The 13,851-nt window shown below is 68.0% G+C and carries 11 protein-coding genes; 6 read left to right on the top strand and 5 right to left on the bottom strand.

Annotation, left to right across the window (positions count from 1 at the left end):
- Positions 1-75 precede the first annotated feature (75 nt).
- A complete protein-coding gene (locus ACLD02_RS11000) occupies positions 76-1,425 on the top strand; it encodes a methyl-accepting chemotaxis protein (RefSeq protein ID WP_410298707.1) in 1,350 nt (449 codons plus the stop codon).
- Here ACLD02_RS11000 and ACLD02_RS10995 read toward each other — a convergent pair whose 3' ends face one another.
- Positions 1,426-2,484, bottom strand: coding sequence for a 3-deoxy-7-phosphoheptulonate synthase (locus tag ACLD02_RS10995; RefSeq protein ID WP_410298706.1), 1,059 nt, complete (start codon positions 2,482-2,484; stop codon positions 1,426-1,428). It abuts the gene before it with no gap.
- A 277-nt stretch (positions 2,485-2,761) separates the two neighbouring features.
- Between ACLD02_RS10995 and ACLD02_RS10990 the strand changes: the two genes are divergently transcribed.
- Positions 2,762-3,142, top strand: a complete 381-nt coding sequence (locus ACLD02_RS10990) for a SirB2 family protein (protein ID WP_410298705.1) — start codon at positions 2,762-2,764, stop codon at positions 3,140-3,142.
- A gap of 108 nt (positions 3,143-3,250) precedes the next feature.
- On the opposite strand, the gene cydC is transcribed toward ACLD02_RS10990, so the two are convergent.
- Together cydC and cydD are read right to left on the bottom strand one after the other, a co-directional pair.
- Positions 3,251-4,927 carry a thiol reductant ABC exporter subunit CydC gene (gene cydC, locus ACLD02_RS10985; protein WP_410298704.1) on the bottom strand — a complete coding sequence of 559 codons (1,677 nt, stop codon included), beginning with the start codon at positions 4,925-4,927 and terminating at the stop codon, positions 3,251-3,253.
- Positions 4,924-6,666 carry a thiol reductant ABC exporter subunit CydD gene (gene cydD, locus ACLD02_RS10980; protein WP_410298703.1) on the bottom strand — a complete coding sequence of 581 codons (1,743 nt, stop codon included), beginning with the start codon at positions 6,664-6,666 and terminating at the stop codon, positions 4,924-4,926. Before cydD ends, cydC begins: the two co-directional genes overlap by 4 nt.
- Before the next feature lie 280 nt (positions 6,667-6,946).
- On the opposite strand from cydD, the gene ACLD02_RS10975 reads away from it, so the two are divergent.
- Genes ACLD02_RS10975 through cydX form a run of 3 tightly spaced genes read left to right on the top strand, consistent with a single transcriptional unit; the run spans position 6,947 to position 9,817 of the window.
- Complete coding sequence (locus ACLD02_RS10975) at positions 6,947-8,530, top strand: cytochrome ubiquinol oxidase subunit I (protein WP_410298702.1); 1,584 nt, start codon at positions 6,947-6,949, stop codon at positions 8,528-8,530.
- A gap of 12 nt (positions 8,531-8,542) precedes the next feature.
- Complete coding sequence (gene cydB, locus ACLD02_RS10970) at positions 8,543-9,673, top strand: cytochrome d ubiquinol oxidase subunit II (protein ID WP_338015177.1); 1,131 nt, start codon at positions 8,543-8,545, stop codon at positions 9,671-9,673.
- A 12-nt stretch (positions 9,674-9,685) separates the two neighbouring features.
- Positions 9,686-9,817 carry a cytochrome bd-I oxidase subunit CydX gene (cydX, locus tag ACLD02_RS10965; protein WP_138771721.1) on the top strand — a complete coding sequence of 44 codons (132 nt, stop codon included), beginning with the start codon at positions 9,686-9,688 and terminating at the stop codon, positions 9,815-9,817.
- A gap of 21 nt (positions 9,818-9,838) precedes the next feature.
- Here cydX and ACLD02_RS10960 read toward each other — a convergent pair whose 3' ends face one another.
- Both ACLD02_RS10960 and ACLD02_RS10955 read right to left on the bottom strand, forming a co-directional pair.
- On the bottom strand, positions 9,839-10,501 hold the full coding sequence (locus ACLD02_RS10960; RefSeq protein ID WP_203102210.1) for a response regulator transcription factor: 663 nt from the start codon (positions 10,499-10,501) through the stop codon (positions 9,839-9,841).
- Positions 10,498-11,979 carry a PAS domain S-box protein gene (locus ACLD02_RS10955; protein WP_410298701.1) on the bottom strand — a complete coding sequence of 494 codons (1,482 nt, stop codon included), beginning with the start codon at positions 11,977-11,979 and terminating at the stop codon, positions 10,498-10,500. The genes ACLD02_RS10960 and ACLD02_RS10955 overlap by 4 nt, the downstream gene beginning before the upstream one ends.
- 156 nt (positions 11,980-12,135) lie before the next feature.
- On the opposite strand from ACLD02_RS10955, the gene ACLD02_RS10950 reads away from it, so the two are divergent.
- On the top strand, positions 12,136-13,758 hold the full coding sequence (locus tag ACLD02_RS10950; protein ID WP_410298700.1) for an acyl-CoA synthetase: 1,623 nt from the start codon (positions 12,136-12,138) through the stop codon (positions 13,756-13,758).
- Positions 13,759-13,851 lie beyond the last annotated feature (93 nt).

The following is a 13,851-nucleotide window of genomic DNA, read 5'->3' as shown; positions in this document are numbered from 1 at the left end:
AACGGTGGTTCATCGCGCAATCGCCGTGCTTCGGAAGTAGGCTGCGGATCATTGCCAAGCTGGTGGGAGACAAAGATGAAGTGGCTCGACGACCTGACCGTGAAAAGCAGCTGGAGCCTGGTGCTGGCCGCTTTCACCCTGATGGTGCTGCTGATCGGTGGGGTGAGCGGATACGCCAACCACCATAACGGGGAGGCCTTCGAGGCGCTCAACCAGTTGCACGCCGAACGCACCGAGACCCTGCGTGGCGCCTACATCGAGTTGCTGCGCGGGGAGCGCGGTTTGAACGCGGAAGCGGCGGCGGCGGAAGCCGACGCCCTGCTGGCGGATTCCGGCGACAAAGTGCGTGCCCGGGTGGACGAGTTCCACGCCATGGCTGGCCGGCTCGACGCGGTATTGGCCGGGGTGCTGGTGCTGTCCCTGGGGCTGGTGGCGGTGGTGTTGTGGGGCATCACCGTGAACGTGATCCAGCCGCTGCGCCGGGTGGCCGCCCACTGCGAGCGCATGGCCGCCGGGGATCTGTCCGAGCCGGTGGAGCGCCGTGGCAACAACGAAATCGGCCAGCTCTACAATGGCCTGGGCCGCATGCGCGATAACCTGGCCGCCATCGTCGGCCAGGTGCGTGCCAGCAGCGATACCATCCACGCCGGCTCCCGGGAAATCGCCGCCGGCAACACCGACCTGTCCGCCCGGTTCGAGCAACTGGCCGCCTCCCTGGAAGAAACCTCGGCGAGCATGGAGGAGCTCACCGCCACGGTGCAGAACAATGACGAGCACGCCCGCCAGGCGGATGATCTCACCCAGGGCGCCAGCCGGGTGGCTCACCGGGGTGGTGAGGCGGTGCGCGAGGTGGCGGCCACCATGAGTGGTATTCGCGATGGCTCCGAACGCATTCAGGAGATCACCGGGCGCATCGAGGGCATCGCTTTCCAGACCAACATCCTGGCGATTAACGCTTCGGTGGAGGCGGCGCGCGCGGGCGACCATGGACGGGGCTTCGCGGTGGTGGCTTCCGAGGTGCGCCAACTGGCGCAGAACACCGCCGGCCTGGCCAAGGAAATCCGCGGCCTGATCGAGGACACGGTGGAACGGGTGGGGCAGGGCGCCGAGAGGGTCAACCAGGCCGGCGAAACCATGTCGGAAATGCTTGCCTCCGTTGATCGGGTCACCGAGATCATGGCGGCGATCCGGGTCGCCTCCGGGGAGCAGACCCAGGGCATTGAACAGGTGGGGCGCGCGGTGGTGGAGATGGACCGGGTTACCCAGGACAACGTGGCGTTGGTGGCGGACGCCGCCAAGGCCGCCGGGCGGCTGGAGGCCCAGGCGCGCACGCTGCGTCGGGAAATGGCGGTGTTCAATCTCACCGCCGAGGGCGAGGCGGCGGAGCCGGCGGAGGAAGGGGCGCCGGCCCCGGTGCCCGCCTAGCTAGAGGTTTTTGGCCAGGTCGTTGAGGGCCGCTTCGGTGTCGTCCCAGCCCAGGCAGGCATCGGTGATCGACACGCCATAGCGCAGGTCCGGACCCAGGGCCTGCTGGCCGCTGTGCAGGTGGCTTTCCAGCATCACGCCGGCCACGGTGCGGTCGCCGGCCCGGCGTTGGGCGAGCAGCTCGTCCAGCACCGCCGGCTGGCGCGCCGGGTCCTTGCCGCTGTTGGCGTGGCTGCAGTCCACCACCACGCGCGGATTGAGGCCGGCGCTCTCCAGGGCATCACGGGCCGCCGCCACGCTGGCGGCGTCGTAGTTGGGACCACGGCGGCCACCGCGCAGCACCAGATGGGTGTCCGGGTTGCCGGCGGTCTGGATCAGCGCCGGGTGGCCGTGATCATCGATGCCCAGGTGGGCATGGGGATGAGCGGCGGCACCCATGGCGTCCCGGGCCGCGCCCAGTTCGCCGTCGGTACCGTTCTTGAAGCCCACCGGCAGATCCAGGCCGCTGACCATTTCCCGGTGAATCTGGGATTCCGTGGTGCGCGCGCCAATCGCCGCCCAGCTCAGGGTATCGGCCAGGTAATCCGCCGCCAGCGGGCTGAGCAGCTCGGTGGCCACCGGCAGGCCCAAATCCACCAGATCCAGCAGCAGCGCCCGGGAGCGGCGCAGGCCCTCCGCCAGGTCGCCCCGGCCGTCCAGGTGCGGATCGTAGAGCATGCCTTTCCAGCCCACGGTAGTGCGCGGCTTCTCCACGTAGGCACGCATCACCAGCAGCAGGCGGTCGCCGAGGCGGTCGTTGAGCGCCTTCAGGCGGCGGCCATAGTCCAGGGCGGCGTCCCGGTCATGCAGCGAGCAGGGCCCGGTGATCACCAGCAGGCGCGGGTCCTCGCCGCGCAGGATGGCGCGTACCTGATCGCGGTGGGCGCGCACCTGGTCGGCTTGCGCCGGTGTCAGCGGCAGGGCTTCGCGCAGGGCGGCGGGGCCTGGCAGGGGGTGAGCTCGCCGTGGGGCGGGCGAAACGTCCGCGTCCTCGCGGACGGCGGCAAGACTGGCGTTCATATGATCCTTCCTTCCTCTGAAAACCTCTGAAAATGAAAAACCCCCGGTGGGTCGCCAACCGGGGGTTTCTGGGTCTTCGGCAGGCGGCCCCAACGGGCGCGCCTGTCCGGGTACGGTCAGGCGCGCGAGCGGCTAAACCAATACCCGAAGAAGAAGACGACGGCGCACGCCAACATGCCCCGGGCCGAAGGCCGGGTGCCGGGAAGCAGGCGTTGTGACGTGATACCGTGCATTGAATTCTCCTGATAATGGCCGAGCTTACTAAGGAAACGCCTCCGTGTACACCCTGATCAAACACCTGCACGTCAGTCTGGCGGCCGCCAGCATCACCCTGTTCACCCTTCGCGCCTGGTGGTCGGTGCGCGATGCCCCGAGCTTGCAACGGCGCTGGGTGCGGGTGCTGCCCCATGTGATCGACACCGGGCTGCTGGCCTGCGGCGTGACCCTGATGGTAATGCTGCGCGCCTGGCCCCAGCAGACCCCCTGGCTGGCGGCCAAGCTGGTGGCGCTGCTGGTCTACATCGGCCTGGGCACGGTGGCCATCAAACGCGGTCGTTCCGCCACCACCCGTGCCGTCTTCGCGCTGCTGGCGATGACGGTATTCGCCTACATGATAGGTGTGGCGGTGCGCCACCACCCGGCCTCCTGGCTGAGCTAACCCCCCGCAGGAGCGGCTTCAGCCGCGATAACCCCGAATGGCGGCTATCCCGCCAGGCCTTTATCGCGGCTAAAGCCGCTCCTACATAGATGTCAGGACGTCAGCGCGTCAGGCGTCAGGCGCCAGGGTCAGCTTCTCCGGCAGGCGATCCGCCTGGCGGCGGTCGTGGGTGACCATGATCAGCAGCCGGTCCGCCAGTTCGCTTTGCAGGGTCTCGAACAGGGCGTCGGCGGTGGCCGGCTCCAGGCCGGTGAACGGCTCGTCGAGCAGCACCACCGGGCTATCGCGCAGCAGCACCCGGGCCAGGGACAGGCGCCGGCCCTGGCCGCCGGACAGGCGCAGGCCCTCGGTGCCGATCCACAGATCCAGACCGCCGCGCTGGTGCACCAGGTCCGCCAGCCGGGCCTGTTCCAGGGCCCGCCACAGGGTGTCGTCGTCGGCGTCCGGCCGGGCCAGGCGCAGATTGTCGCGCAGGGTGCCGGTGAACAGTTGCTGGCGCTGCAGCAGCAGGCTGAAGCAGCGGCGCCAGGCCTCGCCGTCGGCCTCCGCCTGGGCCACGCCGCCGAAGCGGATCTCGCCACCGGTGGGCCGCTGCAGGCCCATCAGGCAGTGCAACAACGTGCTCTTGCCGGCGCCGCTGGGGCCGACGATGGCCAGCGGCGCGCCGGCGCGCACTTCCAGGTCCAGGTGCTCGAACAGGGGGGGCTGGCCCGGCCAGGAGAAGCTCAGCCCCCGGGTGGTGAGCAGGCCGTCGGGCGTCGGTGTCTGGTCGCCCTCGGCGGCGGCGCGGGGCAGCGGCGCTTCGGTGAGGCCGGCCAGCCGCGACACCGTGGAGCGGGTATCCGACCAACCCTGCCAGGCCGCCGCCAGCGGCAAGGTGACCTCGGCGGCGGCCAGCACCAGCAGCATCAGCGCCAGGGCCATGGGGGCGTCCACGGTGCCGTTGCGCACCGGGCCGATCAGCACCAGCAGCATGGCGACGGCCAGCCACTGCATCAGGCTCTGAATCAGGGTCTGGGTAAGAGCCTGCCGCCAGGCCAGCCGGTGTTCCAGGTCCGCCAGGCCGGACAACCGCTGGCGCCATTGCGTCAGCAGGGTGGGGCGCAGGCCGTAGGCGAGCACGTCGGGCAGGCCGTTCAGGGCCTGCACCAGATCGCCGCGCAGCCGCTCGCGCTCCGTGGCCCGTTGCCGCAGTGGCGCGTCCGACACCCGCGCCAGCCGGATCAGCAGCGCCGCCATCAGCACGAAACCGATCAGCAGCGCCAGGGCCGCCACCGGACCGGCCAGGGCATAGCCGGCCCCGAGCAGTACCAGGGCGGTGGCGGCGGCCACCAGGGTCGGCTGGCCCTGGCCCAGCCAGGCGTTTTCCAGCCGTTCCACGTCGCCCAGCAGCCGTTCCAACAGATGGCCGGTGCTCAGGTGCGACAGCGGCCCGGGCACGCGCGGCAGGATGGCGCCGAACAGCCGGGTGCGCAGGCGCTGCATCACATGGAAGGTGGCGTCGTGGCTCACCAGCCGCTCGAAATAACGGGACACGGTGCGCCCCACAGCCAGGGCGCGGATGCCGGCGCTGGGTGCCAGCAGGTTGAAGGAGATGGCGCCGATGCCGCCGGCGGCCAGGCCGGCCAGGGCGGCGGCGCTGATGAACCAGCCGGACAGGCCGAGCAGCGCCATCGCCGACAGGGCGGTGATCAGTGCCAGCAGCCAGGCGTTGCGCAGGCGTCGGCCCTCGCCCTTGAACTGCTGGCGCAGCCAGTGGCGGGGAGAAACGGGACGGTCATTCATGAGCCATTCCCTCCAGTTCGCGGCCACGTCTCCGAAGGAGCGGTTGGGCGGCACCCCGCTTCAGCCGCGATGGTCGAGGCCGTTGAGGCCCCCGACGCCCCCAACCAAACACTCTGGTCGCCCAGGGCCGCCAGGGCCGGGGAATGGGTGGCGATCACCAGGGTGCGGTCGCCCTTACGGGCGGCCAGGGTGGCGACGATGCGGGCCTCCAGCGCCTGGTCCAGTTCCGCGCTGGGTTCATCCAGCAGCAACAGCGGCGCCGGGCTGAGCAGGGCCCGGGCCAGCGCCAGCCGCCGGCCCTGGCCGCCGGACAGGCCGCCGCCGTTCTCGTCCAGGGGCGTGGCCAGGCCGGCGGGCAGATCCGCCAGACCACAGTCGGCGAGCACCTGCCGCAGGTCGGCGTCGTCCGCGTCCGGGGCCACCAGGCGCAGGTTTTCCGCCACCGTGCCGTGCACGAACCAGGGGTGCTGGCCGGCCCATGCCAGCCGGCCATTGGCCCGGTCCAGTCGCGGCGCCGGCTGGCCGTCATGCAGCACGCGGCCACCATCGGCGGGCAGCAGACCGGCGATTACCTTGAGCAGGGTGCTCTTGCCGGTGCCGCTGTCGCCACGCAGCACCAGGCACTGGCCGGCGGCCACGCTGGCATTCAGGTTCTCGAACAGCGGCTCGCCGTCGTCGTCCGCGTAGCGGAAGCTCAGCCCCTCCAGGGTCAGAGCACCCTGGGGATTCCCGACCGCTCCTGCATGAGAGGAATCCTCGACAACCGGGTCGGCCAGCAACGGTGCCAGGGTGTCGGCGGCGGCCTGGGCGGCGGCCCGGTCATGGTAGCCGGCGGCGAGCTGGCGCAGCGGCTGGTAGAACTCCGGCGCCAGCAGTAACAGCCACAGGCCGGTGCCGAAATCCAGCCCCGGGCCGGGGCCGAAAGCCACCAGATCGAGCAGGTGCAGGCCCACATAGAGCGCCACCAGCGCCACCGACAGGGCGGCGAACAGCTCCAGCACCGCGGAGGTGAGGAAGGCGATGCGCAGGACCTTCATGGTGCGGCGCCGGTATTCGCCGTTGGCGATGTCCACCGCGTCCCGTTCCGCCTGCTCGCGGGCAAAGGCGCGCAGCGTCAGCACGCCGCGCAGCCGGTCCAGGAAGTAACCCCCCAGAAAGCGCAGGCTCTCCAACTGCCGGTCGGCGGCCCGTTGGGCGCCGGTGCCCACCAGCATCATGAACACCGGAATCAGCGGTGCGGTGCACAGAAATATCAGCCCCACCACCCAGTCCACCGCGAAGGCCGCGACCAGGAACAGCATGGTGGCCAGGCTCGCCACCCGCCTTTGCACGGCGAAACCGGCGTGGTAGCGGCCCACTGCCTCGGTCTGTTCCAGCAGGGCGGTGCTGGCCTCGCCGGGGGGCATGGCACCGCCGGCGCCACGCAACAGGGCGTCGGCCACCCGCTCGCGAATCGCCAGGCCGATGTCGGCGGCGGCACCGGCGCTGAAGCGCGCCCGGGCCGCGCCGGCCAGGGCGCGCAGCGCCAGGGTCAGCAGCAACAGCAGGGCCGGGGTCCAGAGACGGCCCGCGCCGGCCACCAGGTTGGCGGCCAGCCAGGCCAGCATGGTCGCCTGCAGGAGCGCCAGGGGCGCGTCCGCCAGGGCGGTCAGCAACAACCGTCTCAGCATCCGTGGCGCGTGGCGCCGTTGGTCCGCCAGCCAGGCGGCCGGGTCGGCTTGATGTGGATCAATGGGCATGGCGTTGGTTGGTTCCACTTTGCTCAATGTGACGTGAAGCGGCTCGGGCGCGATGCTATCCTGACCATGGTGCCAGGAGCGCTAACCGGGACGGCGCTCAATGGTAGACGTGATCCGGCGGGCTTTCACCCGCGTCATCCTGATCTCGCTCAAGGCACCGTCATTCGGTTGCGTGTAATGTCACGCATGCTGTACCTCGAACTGGAAGGCCATGGAGGACCTTCCGTGCACAGGCGGGCCGGTCGGTGGCTCGCCGGTTTGTAGTCAGGGGAGAACATCAATGATCGACGCCACGCTGGTCGAGTTGTCGCGGCTGCAGTTCGCCATGACGGCCATGTACCACTTCCTCTTTGTTCCTTTGACACTGGGCCTGTCCTTCATGCTCGCCATCATGGAGAGCGTCTATGTAATGACCGGACGCACCATCTGGCGGGACATGACCAAGTTCTGGGGGCTGTTGTTCGGCATTAATTTCGCCATGGGCGTCGCCACCGGCATCGTCATGGAGTTCCAGTTTGGTACCAACTGGGCGTTCTACAGTCACTACGTGGGCGACATCTTCGGCGCGCCCCTGGCCATCGAGGGCCTGATGGCCTTCTTCCTGGAAGCCACCCTGGTGGGGTTGTTCTTCTTCGGCTGGGACAAGCTTGGCAAGGTGCAGCATCTGGCGGTGACCTGGCTGGTGGCGCTGGGCTCCAACCTGTCGGCGCTGTGGATTCTGGTGGCCAACGGCTGGATGCAGAACCCGGTGGGGTCGGTGTTCAACCCGGACACCATGCGCATGGAAGTGGTGGATTTCGCCGCGGTGATCTTCAACCCGGTGGCCCAGGCCAAGTTCGTGCACACCGTGGCCGCCGGTTACGTTACCGGGGCCGTGTTCGTGCTGGCGATCAGCGCCTACTATCTGCTTCGTCACCGTCACGAAGCGCTGGCCAAGCGCTCCTTCACGGTGGCCGCGTCCTTCGGTCTGGCGGCGGCCCTGTCCGTGGTGGTGCTGGGTGACGAATCCGGTTACACCATCACCGACAACCAGAAAATGAAGCTGGCGATGATCGAGGGCATGTGGCACACCGAGGAGGCGCCGGCGCCGTTCGCCCTGTTCGGTATCCCCGACCGCGAGGCCCAGGAGACTCACTATGAGTTGAAAATTCCCTGGGTCATGGGGCTGATCGCCACCCGTAGCATCGATCAGGAAATTCCCGGCATCCGCGAGTTGATGGCGCTCTCGGAGTTGCACATCCGCGACGGGTTGCTCGCCTATGACGCCCTGGAAACCCTCAAGGTGGATGAGAGCAACGCGGAGGCCCGCCAGACCTTCCTGGAGAACCAGGAATACCTGGGCTACGCCTTGATGCTCAAGAAATACGTGGAGGACCCCCGCGACGCCAGCGATGAGCAGATCGCCATGGCGACCCGCGACGCGCTGCCCAATGTGTTCGCGCTGTTCTGGTCGTTCCGTTTCATGGTGGTGATCGGCTTCTACATGATCGCCTTGTTCGGCCTGGCGTTTTATATGGTCTCCCTGCGCCGCCGGGTGCCGCGCTGGTTCCTGCGCGTGGCGTTCTACACCCTGCCGTTGCCCTGGGTGGCCGCGGAGCTGGGCTGGCTGGTGGCGGAGTACGGTCGTCAGCCGTGGGTAATCGAAGGGGTGCTGCCCACCTTCCTGGGCGTCAGCAGCCTGACCGTCACCGATCTGCTGATCACGGTGGCCGGCTTCCTGGTGATTTACACCACCCTGGCGGTGATCGAGGTCAAGCTGATGCTCAAGTACATCCGCAAGGGCCCCGAGGAAGAGGAGAGCGCGGACAACCCGGCCCGGCTCGACGAGCGCTTTTCACCGGCCTTCAACCGGCCTCAGGAATAAGGAGACAACGCCATGCTGTTCGACTATGAAGTGTTGCGGTTGATCTGGTGGGCTCTGCTCGGCGTGTTGCTGGTGGCGTTCGCGGTGACCGACGGGTTCGACATGGGCGTGGCCGCGCTGCTGCCGGCGGTGGCCCGCGGTGATGGCCAGCGCCGTCAGGTGATCAATACGGTGGGCCCGGTTTGGGAAGGCAACCAGGTATGGTTCGTGCTGGGCGGCGGCGCCATCTTCGCTGCCTGGCCGGCGCTTTACGCGGTCAGCTTTTCCGGCTTTTACCTGGCCATGTTCCTGATCCTGGTGGCGCTGATCATCCGCCCGGTGGCGTTCAAGTTCCGCTCCAAGCGTGACGATGCCGGCTGGCGCGCCCGCTGGGACGCGGCGCTGTGCTTCAGTGGCGTGGTGCCGGCGCTGATCTTCGGCGTCGCCGTGGGCAATGTGCTGCAGGGCGTGCCGTTCCACTTCGACAGCGACCTGAGACCGTTCTACACCGGTTCCTTCTTTGCCTTGCTGAACCCGTTCGCGCTGCTGTGCGGGCTGGTGTCGCTGGCCATGCTGGTACTGCACGGCGCCACCTGGCTGCAGATCAAGGCGGATGGCGAGCCCGCGGAACGGGCCCGGCGCATTGGTCTGATCGCCGCCGCCGTGGTGATCGTGCTGTTCGCGATCGGCGGTTTCTGGGTCAGCAATATGGAAGGCTACCGCGTGGTGGGTGCCATGGACCCGATGGGCCCCAGCAATCCGCTGCGTAAGGAAGTGGTCACCGAGGCCGGTGTGTGGCTGGCCAACTACGGTGCCCAGCCGCTGCTGTGGCTGGTGCCGCTGGTGGGTTTTGGCGGGGCCGCCCTGGCCATGCTCGGCTTGTTCACCCGTATCGGGGCGCTCAGCTTCCTGGGCTCCAAGCTGTCGGTGGCGGGCATCATCACCACGGTGGGCGTGTCCATGTTCCCGGTGATCCTGCCCAGCAGTTCCGATCCCGGCCACAGCCTGATGGTGTGGGATGCGTCCTCCAGCCACTACACCCTGGGCATCATGCTGATCGCCACCGTGATCCTGCTGCCCATCGTGCTGCTCTACACCGCCTGGGTGTACAAGGTGCTGTGGGGCAAGGTCCGCGAAAGCGACGTCAACAAGGACATGTACTGAGGAGAACCGACAATGTGGTATTTCGCCTGGATTCTGGGTGTCGGTCTGGCCTGCACCTTCGCCATTCTCAACGCCATGTGGTTTGAGCTGAACGAAGTGACCGAGCAGGCCGAGCAGGCCAAACAGCAAGGCCAGGAGGACTGACCCTCCGGCCCGTCCCTCCGATCAGGCGCCGGCTTGCGGCGCCTGATCCCCTTCCCGCAGCCGCAACGGCGGCACCAGCCCGGCGGCGATCGCCATCCCCACCAGATCCGGCAGGCGCTCGGCGCCCATGCGCTTCATTACCCGGGAGCGGTACAGATCCACGGTTTTCACGCTGACATTCAGTTGCGCGGCGATTTCCCGGTTGGTGTAGCCCTTCACCAGGGGCAGCAGCACATCCCGTTCCCGGGGGGTGAGCCGGGCCAGCCGTTCGTCCACGCTCCGGCGCCCGGCATCGCGGCCTTGGGCCCGGCGTTCCCGGTCCAGCGCTTGCTGCACGCTGTCCAGCAGCAGTTGCTCGTTGTAGGGCTTCTCGATGAAATCCACGGCGCCGGCCTTGAAGGCGCGTACCACGATGGGCACGTCGGCGTGACCGCTGACGAAGATGACCGGGTGGCCCAGGCCCTGTTCCTTCATGGTTTTTTGCACCTGCAGGCCGCCCATGGCGGGCATGCGCACATCCAGCAGCACGCAGGCATGCTGGTCCGGCGTGCAGGCGGCCAGGAAGTCGGCGCCATTGGTGAACGGCCGTGCCGTCAACCCCACGGATTCCAGCAGCCAGACCGTGGATTCCAGCATGCCGGCGTCGTCGTCGACCACATAAACGATCTGTTCGGCGGCGCTCATTGATTCTCCTCGTGGCGGGCCAGCGGCAGCCGGCAATACATTTCCAGCCCCTGCTCAAGGCAGCGGGCGTTCAGTTCGCCGCCCAGGCTTTCCACCACCGAGCGGCTGATCGGCAGGCCCAGGCCAAGGCCGTCGGGCTTGCTGGTGTAGAACGGGCTGAACAGGCGCTCCAGGGTGTCCGGGTCGGCGCCGGGCCCCTGGTCGATGACCCGGATCACCAGGGCCCGGTCCTGGTGGGCGGTTTCCACGGTCACCTCGGAGCCGGCGTCGCCGTGGCGCTCCCGGTTGGCGTCCAGGGCGTTGCGTAGCAGGTTCACCAGCACCTGCTCCAGCAGAATGCGGTCCGCCTGCAACGGCGGCGGGTCCGGCATCAAATGCTCGCGCAGGGTAATACGCTGAGCCCGGGCTTCCCAGGCGCACAGCCGGATCGCCTGGCGCGCCACGGTATTGATGTCCAACGGCTCCAGGCGGCGTTGGCCCTTGCGCAGGAAGGCCCGCAGGCGGCGGATCACCTCGGAGGCATGGTGGGCATGTTCACCGACCCGCTCCAGGCTCCGCGCCACTTTGTCCAGATCGGCCTGGTCGCCGTCCCCGGCACGGAACGCGCTCAGGTGGCGCTGGCCGGCGGCGGCGTAATTGCTGATCGCCGCCAGCGGCTGGTTGATCTCGTGGGCAATGCCCGAGGCCAGCTCGCCCATGGCGATCAACCGGCTGCTGCGCGCCAGTTCGTCCTGGTGGCGGCGCTGCTGCGCTTCCATTACCTCGGCCAGGCGCCGCCGGTTTTGCTCCGCGCGCACCCGGGCGGTGATGTCCCGGCTCACGCTGACCACCTCCACCACGGCGCCGGTGTAGGTTTCGCGGATGGCGTGGCTGGCGGTCTCGAACCACAGGTAGTGGCCGTCCCGGTGGCGGATGCGGTAGGTCATGGTGTGGTAGCCCTTTTCCTCCAGGGCCTCGGCGGCTTCCCGGCGGCGGCGCTCCCGGTCCTGTTCGTGGAACAGGTCCAGGACGGCGTGTCCGCGCAGCTGTTCCGGCCAGTAGCCCAGCAGCCCCCAGGACGCCGGCGAAGCGTCCAGGAACACGCCGTCCGGCCGGTGGCGGGAAATCAGGTCGGTGGTGTTCTCGGTGATCAGCCGGTACAGACGGCGGGCCCGGTAGGCGGCCTTTTCGTTGCCGAGCTGTTCGGTGGCGTCGCGGCCCCGGGCCAGCACCCGGTCGCCGGGCAGGGGAATGAAGGTCCACAGCAGCAGCCGCTCGCCCAGCCGTGCTTCCACCTCGGCGATGGCCCGCCGTTGGCACAGGCAGGCGGCGGCCAGCGCCGGGTAATTGGCGGGCAGGGCAGCGCCGGTGTCGGCGCCTTGATCGCGCAGCAGGGCGTGCAGGGCCGGATTGGCGTCCAGGGGCTGGCCGGCGGCGTCCAGTACCAGCGCCGGTTGCGGGTCCTGGTCGAGCAGGGCGGGGGCGGGGTCCGTGGCCATCCCGGGTCACCCAAAACGGCATCTAGTAGATATACTATAAGACTCTGGTTTTATTTCCATATCTGTTCTTTTTCGTCTATAAAGTTGCCCCGGCGTTACGGGTCAATACCGTAACTCTACCCGAATAATACCGCGAACAACCACGGGACCATCGTTATGTCCATTTACGAGCAGGGCCTGGCGCCCACCGAGGTCAACCACGTTCCCCTGACCCCCCTCAGCTTCATCGAGCGCACCGCCTCGGTGTACCCGGATTATCCGGCGGTGATTCACGGCGACATCCGTCGCACCTGGCGCGAGACTTATCAGCGCTGCCGGAGTCTGGCTTCGGCCCTGGCCGGGCGTGGCATCGGCAAGGGTGACACCGTGGCGGTGATGCTGCCGAACATCCCGGCGATGCTGGAAGCCCACTTCGGCGTGCCGATGATCGGCGCCGTGCTGAACACCCTGAATGTGCGCCTGGACGCGGATGCCATCGCCTACATGCTGGAGCACGGCGAGGCCAAGGCGCTGATCGTCGACCGGGAATTCCACGCCGTGATCGCCGACGCCCTGGCGCGGTTGGACACGCCGCCCCTGGTGATCGACGTGGACGATCCGGAATACGACGAAGGCGAACCGGTCAGCGACCTGGACTATGAAGCCTTCCTTGCCGAGGGCGATCCGGAGTACCACTGGCACTGGCCGGACAATGAGTGGAACGCCATCTCCCTCAACTACACCTCCGGCACCACCGGTGATCCCAAAGGCGTGGTCTACCATCATCGTGGCGCCTATCTGAATTCCCTGGGCAACCAGGCCACCTGGTCCATGGGGCTGCACCCGGTGTATCTGTGGACGCTGCCCATGTTCCACTGCAACGGCTGGTGCTACCCCTGGACCGTCACCGCCCAGGCCGGCGTGCATGTGTGCCTGCGGCGTGTGGACCCGCGGCGCATCCTGACTCTGATCCGGCAGCACCGGGTTTCCCATCTGTGCGGCGCGCCGGTGGTGCTCAACGCCCTGATCAACATGCCCGAGGAGGCCAAGGCGGCCATCGAGCATCCCGTGGACGCCATGACCGCCGGCGCCGCGCCGCCGGCAAAGGTGATCGGCGCGGTGGAGGAAATGGGGCTGCGCGTCACCCATGTGTACGGCCTCACCGAAGTGTACGGCCCGGTGACGGTGTGCGCCTGGCACGGCCATTGGGATGAGCTGCCGCTGGAGGAGCGCGCCGCCATTAAGTCCCGCCAGGGGGTGCGCTATCCGACCCTGGAAGGGGTGATGGTGGCCGACCCGGAGACCCTGGAACCGGTGCCCCGGGACGGCGAGACCATCGGCGAGATCTTCATGCGCGGCAACACCGTGATGAAGGGCTATCTCAAAAACGAGGCCGCCACCCGGGAATCATTCCAGGGCGGCTGGTTCCACACCGGTGATCTGGCGGTCTGGCATCCGGATGGCTACGTGGAGATCAAGGATCGTCTCAAGGACATCATCATTTCCGGTGGCGAGAACATTTCCACCATCGAGGTGGAGAACGTGCTCTACCGTCACGGCGACGTCATGGAGGCGGCGGTGGTGGCGCGCCCGGACGAAAAATGGGGCGAGACCCCCTGTGCCTTCGTCACCCTCAAGGCGGGTCGCGAAGGCGTCTCCGAACAGGACGTGATCGGCTTCTGCCGGGATCACCTGGCCGGCTTCAAGGTGCCCAAGACGGTGGTGTTTGGTGAGCTGCCGAAAACCTCCACCGGCAAGATTCAGAAGTACGTGCTGCGTGACCGCGCCCGGGCGCTGTAAGGCCCGCGCCGCCATGGCGTGGACCTATCCGTGCCGTGGTGGTCGCCTGAACGGCGGTTAGCGCCTAAAATGGCCGCCTTTCGCTGAATCCTG

The organism is Alloalcanivorax sp. C16-2 (genome assembly GCF_046507615.1).
Taxonomy (GTDB): Bacteria; Pseudomonadota; Gammaproteobacteria; order Pseudomonadales; family Alcanivoracaceae; genus Alloalcanivorax; species Alloalcanivorax marinus_A.
This window is presented reverse-complemented; position numbering and strand designations above follow the sequence as displayed.